The following is an 18,619-nucleotide window of genomic DNA, read 5'->3' as shown; positions in this document are numbered from 1 at the left end:
ACGAAGGCTAAACCGAAAGGATCGAGGGGATACGATCGGCGGGCGCTCGTCACCTATCGCAAGGTGAAAAATTATGACCTCGTTTTCTGTCGATGAGTGGTGCCGCGCCCATGGGCTCAGCCGCTCATTTTTCTATCTGCTCCGTTCGCGCGGCGAAGCTCCCCGCACTTTCAAAGTCGGGCGCATTACGCGCATCAGTGCCCAGGCAAATGAAGATTGGGTGAGGGGGCGTGAGGCTGCTACGGCCGACGTCGCCGCATGAGCAGACGCCTTATCTGGCGTGGCAAGGGCATCGCTGCGTATCTCAATCAAACCGATCGCTGGCTCGAGCGCCAACTGCAACGTGGGAAACGACCTCCACCGGTCTTTCGCATCGGCTCGGCTTTAGCTGCTTACGCAGAAGACCTTGACGCTTGGCTCGCCGAATGGAAGGCGCGCCGCCAGAGCGCTTAGTCGGACAGAAAAAATCAAACTCTAACAAGCGGTGCGTTGTGCGGACAGCTACAGCGCGCTCATGAGGCTCTATGTCTTCAACAATTCGCCTGCCTATTGCGTATTATCAGCGCATCGGCGCTGCGCTCTTTCCTATTTTGCCGGGGCAGAAAGAGCCCACAGGCATCGTCGGGTCCTTCGCCGCTGATTGCAGCAAAAGTGCTTCGCAATGGCTTGCCTGGGACAAGGCAAATCCGGGCTGCAACTTCGGGGTCGTTGCCGGCAATTCGCGATTGATCTTCGTCGACGTAGATATTGGCGAAGTCGGCCGCGAACGTGCCTGGCAGCTTTGCGTCGAGTGGTTCACATCGCGCGGGCTTCCGGCGCCGAAACCATACTGCCAGAGTGCCAGTGGCGGATGGCACTTCGCATTTCGCGTGCCGGACAATCTCGACGTCTCGACGCTCCGCCAGGTCGCGCTCGTAGGCAAACAGCCCGATACGAAAAAGGCTGTCGTCGATACGCGAGTGTACAATGGCTACGTCGTCGCGGCGGGCAGTCAAGTCGACGACAAGCCGTACGTTTTGATGAACAACGAAGAGCCCCCGGTAGCACCGCCCGCATTGCTCGAGCATGTGGTGCGCGCACCGGCGGCGCGTTCGGCAATCTCGAAGGTCGGGGAGCGTGATCCGGCCGACGTAGGCAAGGTCCTGTCGTGGCTCGTCGAGCGCGAGCAATTCACCGACTACGACTCGTGGCTAACCGTGGGGATGGCGCTGAAAGCCGAGTTCGGCGACGACGGATTCGAGCTGTGGCGGGTGACATTCGACGACACAGTCACAGATGAAATCGCACAGGCGAAATGGGATTCGTTCTCATACGAGGTCGAGACGCACAGTGTGACGCTCGCAACCTTCTTGCAACGCGCACACGCGCTCGGCTGGAAAGGCACCGTGCGCAAAAGCACGGCCGCGATGTTTAACGGCGTGACGCCGGGCGCTATGCCGATGACTGGCGGACAAGAAGCACTCGGACAGATTGGTCTGCCTCTGCTTGAGAAGGTTGCGCGAGTGCCGCGCCAGGAACACCATCCCGCGGTGCCCGACAATTGCACGAGCCCAATGGTTAGCGCGCTGAACGCGGCCATTCCTTCAATGATCGCGGATCCAATTCAGAACGTCGAAGCTTTAGCGCTTCTGAAAGCTGCGCACGAAACTACGTACGACGCGGTATGCGCACTTTCACCGACAATCGATCGTTCGGCGGTTTCGCGGGCTGTCAATCACTTCTATGGGCTGACGCGTCGTAGCCTGATGTCCTTCGATGATTTTCAGCGCGACGCACGCGGGAACGTCGACAACTCGAATAGCGACAACATCCGCATCCTTTTGGCGAAACGCGGCATCGAAATCCGTTTCAACGCTTGGAAGAATTGCATCGAGGTTCGCGGCGATCGCTGGCAAGCATGGACCGTTCTCCGAGATACAGTGGTCGCCGCACTACGCACGGTCGCCGCTTCCACAGGGTCGAACTATAACCCGCCAGAGAGTCTTCTTTGGGCTGCCCTCGAAACCATTGCACGAGAGAATGAGATTGATCCCGCAGTCGACAAGCTCGCGGAAATGCAGGCGGCTTGGGACAAGCAGTCGCGTTTAGAAACGTGGCTCACGCAAACGCTCGGCGTGCCCAACGATGCATACCACACAGCCGTCGGACGCAATCTCATAGGCGGGATGACGCGTCGCATACGCCAGCCCGGTTGTAAGCACGATACCATGGTCGTTTTGACCGGCTTTCAGGGTAGCGGGAAGTCGACGCTTGTAGCGATCCTGGCACTCAACGAGCAGTGGTTTACTGATTCGATAAAGCTGGGCGACGAGTCCAAAGACTTAATCTTGTCGCTGGCCGGCAAATCAATTGTCGAAATATCCGAGATGGGTCGACGCGGAAACTCGAACGCGAACGCCGTCAAAGCAATGCTGAGCAAAACTGCTGACGAGGGCAGGCCGGCTTACGCACGCAGCAACGAGACGAGGCCGCGGCGCAACATCTTTATCGGTACGACGAACCAGGAACGCTTTCTCGTTGATGACACCGGCAACCGACGCTTCCTGCCTGTGATGGTAACGCAGAGGATCAATCTCGACTGGCTTCGAGCAAACCTCGACCAGCTCGTCGGCGAAGCGGCGCACTACGAAGCGCAAGGCGAAACTTTTGCTTTGCCCGAGTCGGTCTGGTCTATGGCGAGCGAACGTCAGGAGGACGCGCGCGAGGTTCAGTCATTCGAGATGTATCTCGACGACATCGTGGCGCGAATGGAAGCCAATTCGTTTGTAAGTGCGGCAGACCTGCAAACAGCGCTAAGGCACGCCACGGGGCAGAACATCACCTTCAGCGTACAGTCGTTCATGAGTGCTCGCGGCTTCAAATACACGACCCGTGCACTTCCGGGTCGAAGCGGAAAAAGCAAGCTGTGGGTCCGCGGGCCGATGAGCGAAGGTCAAATGTATGTCGCGTCGGCTGTTGGCGGCGTCAGCCCCGTTACGGCTGCCCCGCCGTCAAACGTCATCCATATGCAGGGCAGGGTGCCTGCATGAATCCGTTCGAGGATCCCGATCAATCTTATCGGCGTGGCTACACCCAAGGTGCTTGGGCAGCTTTCGCGGCCGTTGCGCCGCATCTGCCAATCGAGCAACGCGCAGCGCTCACACGCTGGATCAACAAGGACCTGATGCAGTGGCGCCAGGCGATTTCCAGGGGTGGACCCCGTAAAATTAAAGCTGAGTTGACTAAGCCGCCGCCCGATCATCCTTAAATTTAAAACGCCCGGTTGTTCCGGTTGCCAGATAAGTTATTGAAAACATTGACGAGCAACTGAGCAACCAGGGCAACCGACGATTCCTTAGAGATGATTCAACTATTGGTATAACGCTGTAGAGTCATGGATATTGCCATATAGCCTAAGTCAACAACCCCGGTTGCCGGTTGCCCGGTTGCTCGCCCCCGATGAGATGGTGCATCTAAAAAAGACTTAATGTTTATACCCATTGGCACCCATTCTCCCCCGTCCCGCATCCAAACTAAATACCTTATAATGCGTCGCAATGAAATTCCCGTGGCCATTCTCGCGCTCGCCTCTGCTCGACACCAAGTCGTTAGCGGAGCCCTCATCATTTCTGCTTGCGGCGCTGCGCCGAGATGCGCACAGGCATACGAAAGTTTTCGGATAAACTACGTGACGGAAAATCCAAAACCAAACGCTCGCCGACCGCCTGGGCGACCTGTAGGCAGTCGAAACAAGCGCACTTTGGCCGTTGAAGCTTTGTTCGCGGGAGAAATGGAGGCTATTGCTCGTAAAGCGATTGAGCTTGCTCTAGCGGGCGACACAGTTGCAGTGCGCATTGTCTTAGACCGTATTGCGCCTCTGCCACGAGGTCGCCTAATAAAACTGCCCGATTGGCAGCCCTTGAACTCTCTTGCAGATGTTCCTCCGGCGATCGCCCGCCTTTGCGACTATGTCGCAGGCGGACAAATCACTCCAGAAGAGGCGATGAGCTTAGCCAGCATCATCGATAAGTTCACGAACGCTTGTGGAATGCTGGATCAAGAAAACCGTATAGCGGCGCTTGAGGAACGGCTGTCAGATGCGGCGGCCTAGCGCTAGTCGGCTCGCTCGCTTGGAAAGGAGTTGCCCTCAGCGCTTCGTGCCTCTCACAATTATTCGGACCATTGTCGAACCGAACCTCGTGCAAAGCGGTGAAGCTCAACTCTGCGCGCCGTCAATCTTAGGCGTAGCCCAAATAACAAGAACTCGACGCAATGGGGCGCCGATAGTTAGACGCTTTTCACCGCCGAGAGAGGATCTGCTAGCGATAGATTTCGAGGCGTTGAGCGATGAGCAGATTCAACGACTAGATTGACCCTTCGCCAAAACGCATGTTTGAACGCGAGCGCTCAGCTTTTCGCATATGTACGGCCACTCGCGAAACTTGAACCGGGTGCCAACGTCCATGACCGCGGACCGTTGGAACTTCGCGCTCGTTCAAGTACCGGGCCACTCCGCTAAGGGTATCGTGACCGTGAGCCTTCGCAGACTCGATCATCATGAACAGGTCGATCGCTTTTGTCCTAGCGTTTCGAACTCGTATTTCCGTACCCTGCTTGCGAGCCGCTTCCGTTAAGCGACCGCCGCGATCACCGCCTAGTCGCACGCCTCGCTTCTTGGCGGCCGCGAGAGCGGCTTTTGTTCTAGCGCTGATAAGCCCAGCTTCCAGCTCTGCGACTGCCACGAGTTGCGTCAGCATGAACCGGCCGGTGGCGCCTTCAATCTGTGGAAGATCGCAGAAGCGAACGTCCACACCAGCTTCAAGCAAACGAGATAAAAACGCTACTGAGCGGGTCAGGCGATCTACCTTAGCTACGATTAGCGCTGCTCGGCGAGTACGAGCAGCAGCAAGCGCCGCCTCCAATTGGGGTCGGCTTGCCTTTAAACCGCTTTCGATCTCAACGAACTCGTCGACGATCTTGCCCTTGTCATCGCGCAGATATTCTCTCACTGCAGAGCGCTGCGCTTCGATTCCGAGGCCGCTCTGACCCTGACGACTAGTCGACACGCGCAGATAGACGACGAACTTATTGGGCTGGATCATAGTCCTATCCTTTACATATCAATCGACGTCCGTTGATTGAAATGTAATCTCGTGTGCGGCGTCGCACAACTGCTGAGTGTTGCCGATAAGGCAAAGGTTTCCTCAAAGTTGGCGCGCTGAAGTCTGGCAGCGACGGTTGAATCAACGATCAATTCCAAGCTCGATACGAAGCGCCTGCAATAAAAGCGCTAGTGAAGTTCACTTTGTGGGCGATCGACGCGACATGCTTTGAACGAATTTTCTGGATAGCGTCTAGCCACGCTAACCTTTTTTAGGAGAGGAAGAGCGAACAGCCTGCACAGTGTACAATTGCCTCAGGACTTCCAACGCCATTGCAATATGCTGCTGCGACTCGCCCTTGATGCACCCTTCGATGGCTCGAAAAGCATAACGACGTACGCCGTGGCGATCCTCATCCGTTGCCTGAACATAGAATTGCTCGACGCGGCCACCAGCTTTGCGGACGGCATTTACAAAAGCATTTTGGTTCTTGGCTTTGACTAGACGGTCCTCGGGATCGGTCACGACAATGATGCGTGTCGTGCGTCGGGCAATGGTCGCGACTTCCCGAACCGGATCGAACAAACGTCGCAATGGATCCTTGACGTTGAAGGTCTCCCCGAGCAACGCCAACCGGCCAGCGCCGGGTACAGCGCAACCTATGTCGGCCCGCATGAATATCAATCCGCCCACGAGGGCAGCGCCGCCAGATTGACCTACGAGATGGAAACCCGTGTACCCATCTTTCTTCTTAATTGCGTCGAGAGCGACGTGAACGATGTATAGTTCGAGCCAGCTGCGGCGATCTCCGTGATGGCCAGCGGACCCGTCAACTCCCGGGCGTGCCAAGTAAATGCCGGTTGTTCTCGTCATCGACGATAATTCGTCGGCAAGCGCTTGCAGCCGCTCTGTATCAATGTCTGCACTAGGGCCGGCGTCAGAGAAGCTCCGGGTGGATTCACGATAAGTTCCGAGCTTGTCACCCTGCAGGAAAACGGCCGGCATCATCCCTTTCCCTCCTTTCACGGACACGTAGTATCGGACGCAATAGCCGGTGTTCGCAACGACCGCCCAGACGGCCGTGCCGAGGGCGGCGCACTGTGACTGCGTAACTGACACGCCACGAGCCATTTGTGCCGCTCTGAGGATTTCCGCTTCAGCCGAACCGCCCATTCCAACGGTGGCCAAAAAAGATAGCCCGCAAATGATCTTTTTGAGGTTCGTCATGCTGCCCTCCAGCCCCATTGCGTATTCGTCGCTGGACTGCGGTGAAGGGTTCATTCGAAGCGGCGTCACGACGTCGAGGCCATGAATGGGGACGCTTCGTACCGAACGGCGCGTGAGGTCATTGAAGAAAACCTCGCGCAGTCCGATTCTTTTGCTACGGTTGTATTAGTCCGTTGGCCTGTTGGAGGGCACTACGGGTTTAGAGCTGGAGCGTTCGATGAGCAGCCACCGTGAGCGCTCCGGCTCGCTTCTTGCTATTCGCGCACCAGCCCGATGGCAGTGCCCTGCATCTAATCGGGTCGGAATCGGAGCACTCGGCAGCGGCATCCTGCCTTGAGCGCTCCGACTCACTTCTTGCAAGGTGTGAAGGGAAAGGTGAGATCGGATAAAGCGGAACCGTTGTTGCAGCCAATATCACCGCAGCTCAATTCGCGCGCTTGCCTTCAGAAGAAACCCCGCTTCGTCCTGGAGACCGAAGCAGGGTTTGAAAAGTTGTCGTCGAACATAGTGAAGTTCGGCGAGTCGCAGTTAACAGCAAGTTAACTTCGCGTTGACCGATCATTCGGTCCACCGTTTCGATCCGCGCCTAAACGCGATCTTCTTTGATTCGAAACGCAATTGGGTCTGCACCGATTGCGAGTTGATGTCTCAGCCAACAGGGGGTTTTGCCTCTGCCCGTCCAAGTCTCCCCCGCAGGACCGACGTATATTGGCGCGAACTTGGTTCCTGGCTTCACACCCCGTTTCTTAAGCGGCTTACGGCTTTTGTCGAAATACAGACTGAGCTGCGCGAGGTCGCTGCTCGCTTTTGTGCGCCGAGCCTCTAGCTGTTTGGAGATTTGATCTTGCAGCCTAATGAGTTGCTCTACACTCAGAGCTTCAACATCGATTTGCATTTTGGTTCGTCCCCACGATCCACACGCCATTGTATCACGGCGCCGTGATGGATGACGGGTTGAGGCGGTGAAATCGTTCAACGCAGCGTGTCGATCTTCGAATCAGGTTACCCGCGGGTGGCTAGTTTGCCGACAACTATTCAAAAACTTTCTTGTCGGTCGCAGACAGCGCAGTTCGTGGCCTCTCAACTCAGTATTCCGATCGTTGAAATTGGCGGCGTGAAAAAATTTCCAAAAACCTGATCAAAGCAAGCAACAAATTTCGCCCGTCCAGCGTAGACTATCTGTGGGGACGCTTGCGTATGGAGACTTCAATGAAAGCTCTAGCCTTTGCCGCAGCAGCGTCGCTTCTGCTAATCGCCAGCCCTCAAGTCCAAGCGAGCACATCTACACCTGCTGGAATCTCCGCTCTTGCAGGGCATGCAGACTTCACCATGCAGATGTCTGACAAGAAGATGATGAAAAAGAAGAAGATGATGAAGTCGAAGAAGATGAAGAAGCGGAAGATGATGAAAGAGATGTAGTCGTCTTCGGGTCCTCGTATCCGACGGTACGAGGACCCTCAATCAGGACGTTTCAGCATATCGTTTGTCCCAGATTATACACTCATCTGCTTTCGTACATCCCGACGCGCAGCTGGGCGCTGACGTTGTTATTGGCCCATTCTGTATTATCGGTCCTTGCGTCTCTATCGGTGTCGGCACGCGTCTAGCGTCGTACGTTACAATCTCGGGTCATACTGACTTTGGCCATCACAACGTACTTGGCCACTTTTCGTCGTTTGGTTCAGCGCCACAGGACGTTAGATACAACGGCGAACAAACGCGGCTCGTAGTCGGAGATCGAAACGTCATTGACCAAGGCGTGACTTTCAACGGCGCCTTACTCGACCGGGCTTACCCGACAACAATTGGCAACGATGGAATATTCAAGAAGGGCGCGCATGTTGCGCATGACTGCGTGGTTGGAGACGGTGTTGTTTTTGAAATCGGTGCTGCAATCGCTGGACACTGCCGCATCAGCAACGGCGTCCATATCGGCACCTTGAGCGCGGTTCAGCAATTTACTCGAATTGGCACTTTCGCGAAGATTGAAGATGGATGCGCTGTAACCAGCGACGTCATTCCGTTCGGCGTCGCTTCTTCATCGGAAGTACATGTTAGGTTCAACGCCGATGGCGCTCGACAGTCTGGCTTGTGCGATGCCGACGTAGCGCTGGTCGAAGAATTGTTTGGCAGATTGATCGGGGGCGATCGCGCTCTGCATCGGTATGCGCGACACAGACACATTCTTGCGGCCCGGCAGATAATCGCGTTCATTGAGGCTAAAAACCCGAACGTTATCCCAGCCGCTCCGCGCTGATAGCGGCGCCAAGAAAAAACCCCGCGGCGACACCGCGGGGTTTAATTCGTTTGCTCCGAACCGTTTCGCCGAAGCAGCCCGCGGCTCAGCCGCCGCGACCCGGATTAGGAGAGTTGGGCTGCGGGCTTGCGGCCGGTGTGTTTGGTGAGCCTGTTCCAGCCGGCTGCGACGGAGAAGCCGTTGGAGTGTTTGCTCCAGGCGTATTCGGCTGGCTACCGCGCGAGCCTGTGCCACTGCCTGCCGGAGGCGTCGGCGGTGCATTCGGATTGGTCGATGACGGCGAGCCAGCGCCTGCCGGTGTACTGCCGCTGGACGAAGGTGTCTGAGCGATTGCGAAGGTGGCCGACAGCGCTACAGCTGCAGCGCCGATCAAGATCTTCTTCATGAGATTCTCCGTTTCTCCCCACGTGGCTGACACAACAGCGCTCATCGCAAATTTGTTCCGAGCCCTGCGCGCCGCCTCTTGGGATGCTGAGAACCCCGGAGGCGACGGCTGGCAGCGCGAGCAAACGGAGATAAGCCGCGCTGAGTGAACCGAACGATGGGGTGAGCACGATGTTCCCGCGCATCCGATAACAAAAAAGCTCCGTCGCGAACGACGGAGCTAGATAGTTTGGGGTAGGCGTTTTCTTCTGGCTCAAAAGGTTTTGCCGCGGAACGCCGAAGAAGCAAGACGCCTCTCAACTTAACCCTAAATCTCAAACTTAATCGGTGCCCTAAAGGCAGAAACCCCGCCGCCCTCTCGGGCAACAGGGTCGCTGCGTCTGTTCTGAGGCTTGGAAGGATCAGTAGGACGCAATAATCGGAACACCGCCGAAGCGGTAGTTGATACCGGCGCGGACGATGTGACCCGAGTTGTCGAATCGGCTGTCGTAGCCCGTGGCCGCACCACCACTGCCCGGCACCAGCGCAACGTTCACGCGCTCGCGGCCGAGATCGTAGTACAGGTATTCGAGCTTCACGCTCCAGTTTTGTGCGAGAGCATGTTCAATGCCGCCGCCGACCGTGTAGCCCGTGCGGATGCGATCGCGTCCACCGTCGAACTGGACGACCGCGCCGTTAGCACCCGTGAATGAAGCGCTGTTGTTCACGCCGCCGTAAGCGAAACCGCCGGTGACGTAGAGCAACGTACGATCCCAGGAGTAGCCGAGACGGCCGCGAACCGTGCCGAGGTATTCAAGTTCCTGACGGAACGTGTTCTGCAGGTTCGGCGCGAGCCCTGGTGCAAGACCAGTGGTCGTGATCGTGCGAGTTTCGCGGAAGTCGGTGTAAGCGATGTCGGCTTCGATGCCATACACCCAATTGCCAGCCTGCATGTTGTAGCCCATCTGCACGCCGCCGGTGAAGCCGTTCGGGTTCATGCCGACGGTACCGGGACGAGCACCGCCCGCCACGTTGGCGATGTTTGCAGTCGATTGGCCCGTGGTGATCACGTCTCGATCGTTCCACCCGTAGCCGGCGTTGGCGCCGATGTAGAAGCCGTTCCACGAGAAGTAGGCAGGCGCCATCGGCATTGCCTTATAGACAGGACGGCCGAGGTCAGCGGCGAGCGCAGGCGCTGCCGCGAATAGTGCGACGACAGACGCCGCAGTCAAAGTCTTGATCATTGTTATGTTCTCCAAGCCCAGCGTTTCCCCACTGGCTTCACAAGAACACACTAGGCGGCGTTTTTAATGTGCCGCAGAAAGCACAGCCAGGTTTAATCAGGGCCAATCGGACAAGTGGCCGGTATCGTGATGAAAGCAGGCGTACGCCTGCGCGCACATCGCGACAATCTGTCGATGTGCATTAAGGGTCAATCTCGCCAGCAAATGCATGATTAGCATCTCGTTCGCGACGACAGTCGAAGTCCGAGTTACTTTGGGTAATCTCCGGTCAGCCCGTCGGCCTGTTTGAGAGCCTGGTAGAGCTGGGGCGCGTAGCGTTTGGCAGGATGGCTTGAGCGCTCTGGCTTGCTTGCCTACTTGTGATTCAGCTCGGCGGGTCTGGACCGCCCTGACCGGGTGAGAGCCGGGCGCGAAGCTCAACCCTCCGAGGCCCGGCTCGCTTTTCCTCCACCTCTATGCGTTGATGAGTCAGCTCTACGGCTTTGATGGAGCCATAGAGTTAGAGCCGGGTTTGTTCGGCCGTAGCACCGCGCCTGAGCGCCCGGCTCGTTAGTTTCTTTTCCGCTTTTATCGGGAGCAACGTGATCACCCTCCGGCAGCTTGCTGTGGCTCTCATCTTCGTTGGCTTAGCGTGGGTTGGGATCTCGGTTGCCATAGTCGAGTTGATCGCTACTTCGATTGATTGGACGGAAGCCGCGGTACCAGCCGCGATAAGTATTGTCCCTGTCTCGATTGGTGCAATCTTGTTCGCGAAGTCGGCGCCGAAAACCTAGCCGCTCCACTCTCGACGACGAATTTTCTCGCAGCGCGCGCAGCGCTCAAAGTCACCAATTTCGTATAGGTCAGCGATTGGTACGCCAACGTGCGCTCCACAGATCGCAGCAGCAAGACCGGCCTGATCGCGACGAAAGAAGTGGCCAAAAACATCAATCTCGAAACGCGGAAATCCTTCATGCAAGACGCGCACGGCCCAACCTGCCGAGAACTTCGAAACTTTGCGGACTGTCGTGATCAATGAAAATAGGGCCTGTTCAAGACTTGCTCAGGCTTAACTGGGGACAAGCGCTTTCAGCACAATCGAATTGTTCTGCTGATCACGTGATGATGAGGATACGCCCGGCTGCGTAGGTAATTCGAATGCTAGCTTGCTCAGTAATGCATCACGCTCCACACGGCGACACCGTAGCATTTTTCAATCGCATGGCCGCCACGCCTCAAAGTTAGCTTCACTCGCTTTTGTCCGCGCAGCATGCAAGCCTTGCGCAACCCAGCACCCTGTTGTCCGAAACCTCATGGCGCTGGGCCAGAGCCGGGTCACGTCTCCTCAGGCAGATCCGGCTCGATCTTATTTCGTAAGGATGACCCGAAGCGATTTGGCCCCGCTGTGCCTGGCAAAGAACCCATCGTTACGAATCCACCAAGCAGCAGACCGAAGGAGCCGATGAGCATCGCCAATACGTATGTTTGGATGGCTCGTTGCGCCTCATAACTTTGTTCGATGCGGAGGTAGACCTCATGGGACTCGCGATACATCAAGATCGGCAGCAAGATTAGCAACGGTGCTAACAACATCGTCCACCAACCCGAGACATTAAGATCGTGCAGGCGGTGAATAAGCATCTTGCAATACAGCGCTATGAAGAGCGCAAGCAGGATGAAGAAAGCGCCAGCGCCACCGCTGCCTCCCGTAGGATTATTCATCACCGCCACTGCGCCCAGCATCAGTACGGCTAGACCGAGCAGTCCAAGCGACCAAAGCCAAAATTTCCGCCGGCTATAGCGCGGAAAGTAAGCGGCCAGTGGTGAATGGGCTATGTGGTCAGCACTGCCGTCCGAATTGTGGCTCATCGCGCGTCATCCCCCCTCACTTAGCCCAGCTTACCTCGAAACCAACTCGTGGAGTTAAGCAAACGCTTTCGCGTGCTCATGAAGGTGCTGCTCGAAGCGGCTGGGATATGCCGTGAGCAATGACGACATAAAACGGATGCCGGCGAAACAACGCACTCATTCGCAGGTCTGGATCAAACTAAAGCGCTGCCGATCTCTAGTTTTTCGTTTAAGACTCTGGAAATTCGCTTGCACGTAGTTTTTCACGACTGTCCGGCTATTGCCAATGGAGGCCGCGTTGTCGCTATCAGATCTCAAGTCTCTCGTTGCCTCGACCTCTCAGAACACTTCGCAATTCAAGGGACTGTCAGCCGCGTATGCTTATCTGGGGTTCGGTGTCCCAACGATCGACGGCTACACCGCTCTCATCAATAACAACAACACGACGAACTTCGGTGCCGGCGGGAGCACCGTATTCAACGACGAGAATGTCTACATCAACTCTTTCGCGGCACTCTATCGCTTCAATGCTGACGCGAGGGCAGTGTTTGACGCGTTGGTTCTCGATCGAGACGCGATCCAGGAAAAGTTTGCGCTCGTTTACGACAGCATGGTGCCGTTGACCGAGCAGACATCGGCTGGCCGCGCGTACTTCGTATCGCAGGCAAACTTCTACAATCTTCGGGCAGCCGAACTTGGGGTCGGCGGTGTAAACGGCGGTGCAATCGTCGGCGCAGCCTCGTTGGCTAAAATTATCGTAGATGGCGACAAAAGCGGCCTAGGGAATTCAATCAATGACCTTGTGAGCGCGCTGAACAACGGCACCGCAGTGGTCCCCCAATCGGGCCCTTCCTTTTCGAACATCGAAGTCGCAGATGGGGGTTCGTTCGACGGCGACGATCTGAGGTGGAGTGATGGCGAGATTGCCTGGAACGTCACCATCAACGATCCCACCGGGCAATATGCGGCGTATTACACATCGATAAAAAACGCGATCATCGAAGCCGGCATCATGTGGGATCGCTATTTGAATGGCCAAGCCTCTTTAGAAGTCGAGGTCCTCATCACAAACCTGCCGTCATCAGCGATAGCGTCGGCCGGAAGCGTGACGAGTGGTTTCATAGGAAGGAGCGGAGGCCGCGACATCATTCAACCCGGCGCGGCGTATGAGATAAACACCGGAACTGATCCGAACGGTTCAGGTTTCGACATCAGCATCGAAATTGACGCAGATGCTCTGCAAACGGTTCTCTGGTTTGACCCAACTCCTTTCGACGGCGTCAGACCCGTTCCAGCAAATCGAGCAGACGCGGTCAGCGTCATGATGCATGAACTAGGTCATGCTCTCGGCTTCATCGGCTTTCATGACCCGGCGACAGGACGACTAGATTCCCATGTTGCGACCCCTTACGACCTTGCAGTCCGCAATCATGGAGGGACATTGTTCTTCGAGGGCCAAAAGGCGCAAGCGACATACGGTTCGCTCGTTCCCTTAACTGCGGGCAGCAGTTTTCACTATGGCAACTTCAGCGGAGCTGGCGAAGATCTTAGCGACGATCTGATGTTCGCTGTGATCGAGTCTGGAAAAGCGTATTCGATCACCCGGCTTGATGTGGCTATATTGGCTGACACCGGACTGGGAACGTTCTTCGATCTAGCGTGACTGCGTCGGCGACCTGTACGCGCGCGAGGAAACGTCGAAAAATACGACCTGAAGCGGGGGCGAGCTTTCGGGAAATTTTGAGCACAACCTCGCTTGTTAGACGCAAGGTCTGAGGGGTTCGAACTTATGGCATTGATCGACATCACGCTCGTTTAGCAGGTAGGCCTATGGCTCTACGATGGTCAACTTCAGCGAGTCAGCTAGAGTTTTCGCCGCGGCTTTTAGTTCTTTTTCGCTCATATTGATGCCCATCACTTCGAAGTTCGTGATCCCATTTTCTTTGAGTTGTTTGGTAATCGCACTAGCCTTCACATCGCTCGGCAGTACGCCAAAAAACTTTGTGGTCTTTGGAGAGACTTTGACTGGCGTCCTCAGCGACCCGATAAATATCGAGGAGTCAACGAGCCGTTCAATATCGCGACGCACTTGCCCGCCTAGTTCGTTGAGTTTGACGTCGTTCATGATACTTTCGAGCGTATCGGTTGCCGTGCGGCCTTCTAGTCTCGCCTGTTCCTGAACCTCGCGGAGTACGTCCTTAGCGTAAGCCCGCAGCTCAGCTTCGGCATTTTTTGATAAGTCACCGCGGCTCGTCACACCTTTCGATAGTTCTCGTGATGCATGCTTCCCAGCCTTGCATTCGAACACAGCAACGATCTGCAGCTCGTCACGAACCTGCGTGACCAAAATTCCGTCGGTGATCTGACGTCCACTCAAGTCGCGCACCATATGTCCCGGGACAAACTCGATTTTGCCCGTCACGTGATCAAGACCCAGCGCTTTTTTAGCGGTACCTTCACGTAGCCAGCTTGCAACGCGGTTCTCGAGCATCTCTTCTAGAAGTTGCCCTTTGACGTGGCTTTCGTTGATGCCTTTTGCCGCTATCCGCTCCACAGCGAGGGAATCCAACCCAGCAAGCTTGTCGGTCTTTTTCACTAGCGCCTTGAACGCGTCTTCAAATACGACATCGACAGCTTGTGGTGTGGCCGACCGTGCATCCTTGAGAAGAAGAGTGAGCCTGTCGGACAAATCACTTGCAACGTCGTTGGCAATTTTCTTTTCCGTGGCCACAGTGGCTCGGGCCTCTCGCAGCAAGGACCACGTCATTAAATCGCTAGAGAGACGTTCGCCCATCGCCATCGCATAAGCGTGTTTCGCAGCATCTTCGCCATAGAGCGTTGCCATCCGTTCAGCTTGATATAGGGCTCGACCACTCTTAACGCTACGAGCGGCGAAGGGAAGCAAAATGCCAGCAGCGAGAATACCCCGTTCAACGTCTGACAACTCTCTGCCGAAGAGATCTTTGCCGCTGATGACTTCGTAGCCTGCAACGAGGGAGCCAATTATGGGAATAAAACTGACAACAAACTCGACTGTCTCCTCATAGGCAGGTCGCTTTTCTTTCGGCAGATTGTATTCGACAATGTCGGATGGAAGCGCGAGTGCCGCGCGGAGTGCTTGTTCCAAATCAGGTCGATCTTGATCCAGCAAACGCTTTAGACCGACCATCGGCGGATTACGGAAAAAATCAGCATCGGTCTTGTGAAACTGAAACGACGTTGTGAGCGCAGTAGCGATCATATCGACGACTTCAACCGTTCTTCGATTGTGCGTAACTTTCAGAATCTGAGTATCGCCGAGCACGATCGTTTTCTTGCGTACATTCTGCCGCAGCTCGAGCGAAAGCTTAGCGTAGCCTTCGTCGAATTCTCGATACTTTTGAGGGTCTTTTAAGTCGGGGCAAAGTTGCTTTTCGGCTGCGTCCTGAGCACCTTTTCGCCAAATGGTCGCGCCACTTTGACCCGGAGAGGCCAAATCATCCAGCTCAAGTAACTTTTTGGGAGTTTGAAGATCCGTTTCCATGATCGCGACTGTGGCGCGAAGGAAAGCGATCTCGAACGAACTCGATTTCCCAGAAGCGAGTGTTTTATCCAAAAGGGCTTTGACGTCTTCGAGAGCTCTTTTGTACGGCCGAATGTTGCTCATTTAGATTCTAGTTGCTCTCAGCTTCCTCCCAAAACCAGCTTTGCACGTCCTGCCTTACCCATTCCGGCAAATCATCTTCTGCGCGTATGGCAACCAATGGTGTTGGCACAATCGTCTCCCAGGATGCACCAACTGGAAGTTCTCCTTGCGAAGCACCCGTGCGCTCCTTAATTTCATCGATGATCGAGACGTAGAGTGGAGAGTTGATGCGAGGCGGCTCGCTGACACCATTCCAGATTTCCCCTGTCTCTAAATAATGAATGATCGCGTTTTCAAATCCAGGCCGCGCTGGCACGACCACGCGGGCTGCGCCGGCCTGCAAAAACTCTAGTAGCGTTGGATCAATGTCTTGGCGGCGGAACCGTTCTGACCAAGTTTCCCGGCGCGACCAAAAGTATGGGTAGCATACATATTGAAGCTGGTCCCATTCGAAAGCTTGCTCAAAAAAACGAATGAATGCGCCTTGTCTCGCTGCATTGTCGAAGTTGAAGTACGGCGGATCGCCATCCACAACGGCACCGAAAGTCTCGTAGCGCTGCTTGGTGAGGATCGACGTGCAGTGCTTTTTCAGTTCCGCAACGACTACTTTGAGATTTTGCGATGGAGCTCGACCGAATTGTGCGGCCGCATTGGCGGCGGCGCCCGCTGCTTTGGCTTTGAGATCTTCGACCTTTTGTTCGTACTTGAGCTGCTGCTCGAGAGCAGCTTGAGCAATCAGATCATAGGTCTGGATCTGCCACGCGCTGAAAGTTTCCTGCGAACGAGCGAAAACCACGTTCGCGACAACCGAATAAGCATTGCTCTCAAAAGCTAAAACATGAAGCAGAAGTTTGCTCTGTGCGTCATAGGGATAGCTCGCCGCTGATATCGAGAGAGCGATATTGGCAGCGCCAAGCCGATGACCACCGCCCACAGCTGTGACGCGACCACCGCTTGGACGCCAAATTACTGATGCGGACCCAAGCGTGATGCCTAGCGTTAGCTCATTATCTGTTAACGCCATAGCCCGGACCACTGCAGACACCGGACGATAACCCTCCGGAACTGCAATCTCCTTTTCCACGACGCTACGCGGCTTGCCTTCTTCATCACCGGTTTCGCCATGATTGACGGCTGCCACCGCAGTTTTGAATGTAGGCGGAGGTGGCTCAATTCCGCGCGCACCAAAAATCGCTGCTACTGAGGCATAATTGTAAGGAGTAACGTGTGTCGGACCTGGTAGATACGTCTTGAGAGCAGCGGGAGGCGGCGGTAATTCAACATCCGCTGCCGGCGTACTCTCCAGATGCCAAATGTACGAAGCAGGCTCAGGAACCATGAAATCAAACATCGTCCTGATCCCGTAGTTGAAGACTTGGCTTGTCATGACTTTTTCTAAAAACTGGTAGATACCCGTAACGTGATCTCCAGTCTCATTCGCGATTTCATGCAGATTGGTTTCTTCTTGCTCTCGGATAATACGCTGGACGCGCTGCTCCCGAACGCTCTCCACAACCCGATCGAGCGAGCGCTGCATAATGTCTTTTGCGTAATTTAGGGCGCTGCGAGTTGTCTCTTCGCGCGAGTTTTCAATCTCGGCTTCTGCTTGACTGGAAAACTCGACAGTTGGGCCGTATTTCCCAGAAAGGCTGAGATTGAAGCCGACCTGCTGATCGCGCTTGATCGTCTGCTGAGTTTCTTGGTTCAGCTCAAAGCGTTCCGCGGTCTGAAGTTCAGTTATTTTCTCGTGCGTTGTTTCGACCTCCGACACAAAGGTCTGCTCTTGGCGATCGAATTGTCTGTGGGTTCTTACTTTCTTTTCCCCACGCAACACGTTCTCAACGTGGGCGATGTCCGTTCGTCGATATTTGTGCAGATGCTGCTTCACAACAAGCAGATCCGCTACTCCTGCTACGCGCACGCCCGCGGCAATGCGAGGAAAGCCTTCAACAACGGGCGGTCTTGGCAAGATGTGCACCCCCCTGGGAGTTACAGGTAGCGTGCTGAGACGCGAAAGTGTCGTTTCAAGAGCCGCAGCTATCGCATGGACGGACATTGCCGCAGGATCTAAATCGAGAGCCTCTAGCGCAGAGCGGCTCCCGGCAGAAAGCGAGGCGAGCCCTTTCTTATTAAGCGCTAGTTGCGGCTCTCTATCGCGCGCAGGCCTGGTGCTAGCATGGTCGTCCTCAAGATCAGCATTTACAAGCTCCGGCCGATACAACCCAGTCAGTTCCGTAAGCGCAGCGTAGATATGCTGAGGATCTGGCAAATTTTGGTTAGCAGTCGGATGGGTATTGGGCGCTGCCGCAGAATGAAGGGGGCGCTCCGCGTCGTCGGTGATTTCAAAAGGGAGCAGAAGCGGACGCTTCACGACCTCGCTGAGCAGCGCGCTATCGGCGACAGTGTGATCATCTGCGAGGATTGCGAAACCTTTGTAAAGCAGATCGAGCGAAGTCTCCGCGAAACCTTGACCGATACGCTGAAATTTTGATGCAAGGAGATAATCTGACACACTCTTTCGCATAGCCAAGTATTCTCTTCTGCCGCTTGTGATGTTCTGGCGCAACGTCGCGACCGGAGCATTCGCAGCAATTAGAGATTGCAAAAGCGATACAAGTTTCTTGTTTTCGTTTGTATCAAGTAGCTGATCGATCGACCCGGCTGCTTTGAGAAAATCGATTGCCTCTGCCTGGCATTTCGTTCTTGTGGTTTTCGCAAGCTTACGAGCGAATGAGCTGTTCAACAGGGGAATTGCGCTGGTAGATGCGAGCGATCGTGTTGGCCGAATTTGGGTGAAGCGAAAAATGCTGTCGGTCGAATTGGTGTCGAGCACGATGGCCTCCAACGCTGCAGTTTTATTTGGCTATGACGCCCGTACAATCCTGTTCATAGTCGAGAAGATTACGCCTAGCGCCTCCGCCGGCGCAAGCCGACACTGCCGATACCGACATACGAAGACTATCGCCGCTATCTCAACGCTCTTCTGATTCAGATT

The 18,619-nt window shown here is 55.3% G+C and carries 14 protein-coding genes and 1 pseudogene; 8 read left to right on the top strand and 7 right to left on the bottom strand.

Annotated elements, in window-relative coordinates; all coding sequences use genetic code 11:
* The first annotated feature begins 258 nt into the window (after positions 1-258).
* The 4 genes from GJW30_RS15800 to GJW30_RS15790 all read left to right on the top strand — a co-directional run bounded on the left by GJW30_RS15800 (position 259) and on the right by GJW30_RS15790 (position 4,090).
* The gene (locus GJW30_RS15800; RefSeq protein WP_096356993.1) at positions 259-453 is read left to right on the top strand and encodes a hypothetical protein; all 195 of its coding nucleotides are present in this window, start codon (positions 259-261) and stop codon (positions 451-453) included.
* 71 nt (positions 454-524) lie between these two features.
* Entirely contained in the window at positions 525-3,029 is a 2,505-nt protein-coding gene (locus GJW30_RS15795; RefSeq protein WP_096356991.1) for a VapE domain-containing protein, read from the top strand.
* A complete protein-coding gene (locus tag GJW30_RS22735; protein ID WP_130364529.1) occupies positions 3,026-3,247 on the top strand; it encodes a hypothetical protein in 222 nt (73 codons plus the stop codon). Before GJW30_RS15795 ends, GJW30_RS22735 begins: the two co-directional genes overlap by 4 nt.
* A gap of 492 nt (positions 3,248-3,739) precedes the next feature.
* The gene (locus tag GJW30_RS15790) at positions 3,740-4,090 is read left to right on the top strand and encodes a hypothetical protein (protein WP_130364527.1); all 351 of its coding nucleotides are present in this window, start codon (positions 3,740-3,742) and stop codon (positions 4,088-4,090) included.
* A gap of 253 nt (positions 4,091-4,343) precedes the next feature.
* Here GJW30_RS15790 and GJW30_RS15785 read toward each other — a convergent pair whose 3' ends face one another.
* From GJW30_RS15785 to GJW30_RS23240, 3 genes are all read right to left on the bottom strand, one after another.
* Positions 4,344-5,081, bottom strand: coding sequence for a recombinase family protein (locus tag GJW30_RS15785; RefSeq protein ID WP_096356987.1), 738 nt, complete (start codon positions 5,079-5,081; stop codon positions 4,344-4,346).
* A gap of 261 nt (positions 5,082-5,342) precedes the next feature.
* Positions 5,343-6,308, bottom strand: a complete 966-nt coding sequence (locus tag GJW30_RS15780) for a hypothetical protein (RefSeq protein WP_130364525.1) — start codon at positions 6,306-6,308, stop codon at positions 5,343-5,345.
* 586 nt (positions 6,309-6,894) lie between these two features.
* Entirely contained in the window at positions 6,895-7,203 is a 309-nt protein-coding gene (locus tag GJW30_RS23240; RefSeq protein ID WP_157746764.1) for an H-NS histone family protein, read from the bottom strand.
* Between the two features lie 314 nt (positions 7,204-7,517).
* Here GJW30_RS23240 and GJW30_RS22730 point away from each other — a divergent pair, with 314 nt between their 5' ends.
* The 3 genes and pseudogenes from GJW30_RS22730 to GJW30_RS23015 all read left to right on the top strand — a co-directional run bounded on the left by GJW30_RS22730 (position 7,518) and on the right by GJW30_RS23015 (position 8,565).
* Positions 7,518-7,727, top strand: a complete 210-nt coding sequence (locus tag GJW30_RS22730) for a hypothetical protein (RefSeq protein ID WP_130364521.1) — start codon at positions 7,518-7,520, stop codon at positions 7,725-7,727.
* Between the two features lie 64 nt (positions 7,728-7,791).
* Positions 7,792-7,887, top strand: a pseudogene (locus GJW30_RS23235) (phenylacetic acid degradation protein PaaY); the annotation flags it as partial.
* Positions 7,888-8,067: 180 nt separating this feature from the next.
* The gene (locus GJW30_RS23015) at positions 8,068-8,565 is read left to right on the top strand and encodes an LbetaH domain-containing protein (RefSeq protein ID WP_245408531.1); all 498 of its coding nucleotides are present in this window, start codon (positions 8,068-8,070) and stop codon (positions 8,563-8,565) included.
* A gap of 785 nt (positions 8,566-9,350) precedes the next feature.
* Here the strand turns inward: GJW30_RS23015 and GJW30_RS15760 are convergent.
* Both GJW30_RS15760 and GJW30_RS15750 read right to left on the bottom strand, forming a co-directional pair.
* On the bottom strand, positions 9,351-10,172 hold the full coding sequence (locus GJW30_RS15760; protein WP_096356977.1) for an outer membrane protein: 822 nt from the start codon (positions 10,170-10,172) through the stop codon (positions 9,351-9,353).
* Between the two features lie 1,314 nt (positions 10,173-11,486).
* Positions 11,487-12,020: a DUF805 domain-containing protein gene (locus tag GJW30_RS15750; RefSeq protein WP_096356973.1), complete on the bottom strand. Its 534-nt coding sequence runs from the start codon at positions 12,018-12,020 to the stop codon at positions 11,487-11,489.
* 265 nt (positions 12,021-12,285) lie between these two features.
* Here GJW30_RS15750 and GJW30_RS15745 point away from each other — a divergent pair, with 265 nt between their 5' ends.
* A complete protein-coding gene (locus GJW30_RS15745; protein ID WP_096356971.1) occupies positions 12,286-13,662 on the top strand; it encodes a hypothetical protein in 1,377 nt (458 codons plus the stop codon).
* Positions 13,663-13,827: 165 nt separating this feature from the next.
* Here GJW30_RS15745 and GJW30_RS15740 read toward each other — a convergent pair whose 3' ends face one another.
* Both GJW30_RS15740 and GJW30_RS15735 read right to left on the bottom strand, forming a co-directional pair.
* On the bottom strand, positions 13,828-15,645 hold the full coding sequence (locus GJW30_RS15740; RefSeq protein WP_096356969.1) for a pre-toxin TG domain-containing protein: 1,818 nt from the start codon (positions 15,643-15,645) through the stop codon (positions 13,828-13,830).
* 7 nt (positions 15,646-15,652) lie between these two features.
* A complete protein-coding gene (locus GJW30_RS15735; RefSeq protein ID WP_130364519.1) occupies positions 15,653-18,457 on the bottom strand; it encodes a hypothetical protein in 2,805 nt (934 codons plus the stop codon).
* Between the last annotated feature and the right edge of the window lie 162 nt (positions 18,458-18,619).

The organism is Variibacter gotjawalensis (assembly GCF_002355335.1).
Lineage (GTDB): Bacteria > Pseudomonadota > Alphaproteobacteria > Rhizobiales > Xanthobacteraceae > Variibacter > Variibacter gotjawalensis.
Note: the sequence above shows the minus strand (reverse complement) of the source record. Positions and strands in the feature narration are given on the sequence as shown.

Coding starts and splice junctions, on each gene's coding strand:
- GJW30_RS15800 (WP_096356993.1), top strand. CDS start 259: ATGAGCAGACGCCTTATCTGGCGTGGCAAGGGCATCGCTGCGTATCTC.
- GJW30_RS15795 (WP_096356991.1), top strand. CDS start 525: ATGTCTTCAACAATTCGCCTGCCTATTGCGTATTATCAGCGCATCGGC.
- GJW30_RS22735 (WP_130364529.1), top strand. CDS start 3,026: ATGAATCCGTTCGAGGATCCCGATCAATCTTATCGGCGTGGCTACACC.
- GJW30_RS15785 (WP_096356987.1), bottom strand. CDS start 5,081: ATGATCCAGCCCAATAAGTTCGTCGTCTATCTGCGCGTGTCGACTAGT.
- GJW30_RS15780 (WP_130364525.1), bottom strand. CDS start 6,308: ATGACGAACCTCAAAAAGATCATTTGCGGGCTATCTTTTTTGGCCACC.
- GJW30_RS23240 (WP_157746764.1), bottom strand. CDS start 7,203: ATGCAAATCGATGTTGAAGCTCTGAGTGTAGAGCAACTCATTAGGCTG.
- GJW30_RS22730 (WP_130364521.1), top strand. CDS start 7,518: ATGAAAGCTCTAGCCTTTGCCGCAGCAGCGTCGCTTCTGCTAATCGCC.
- GJW30_RS15760 (WP_096356977.1), bottom strand. CDS start 10,172: ATGATCAAGACTTTGACTGCGGCGTCTGTCGTCGCACTATTCGCGGCA.
- GJW30_RS15750 (WP_096356973.1), bottom strand. CDS start 12,020: ATGAGCCACAATTCGGACGGCAGTGCTGACCACATAGCCCATTCACCA.
- GJW30_RS15745 (WP_096356971.1), top strand. CDS start 12,286: ATGGAGGCCGCGTTGTCGCTATCAGATCTCAAGTCTCTCGTTGCCTCG.
- GJW30_RS15740 (WP_096356969.1), bottom strand. CDS start 15,645: ATGAGCAACATTCGGCCGTACAAAAGAGCTCTCGAAGACGTCAAAGCC.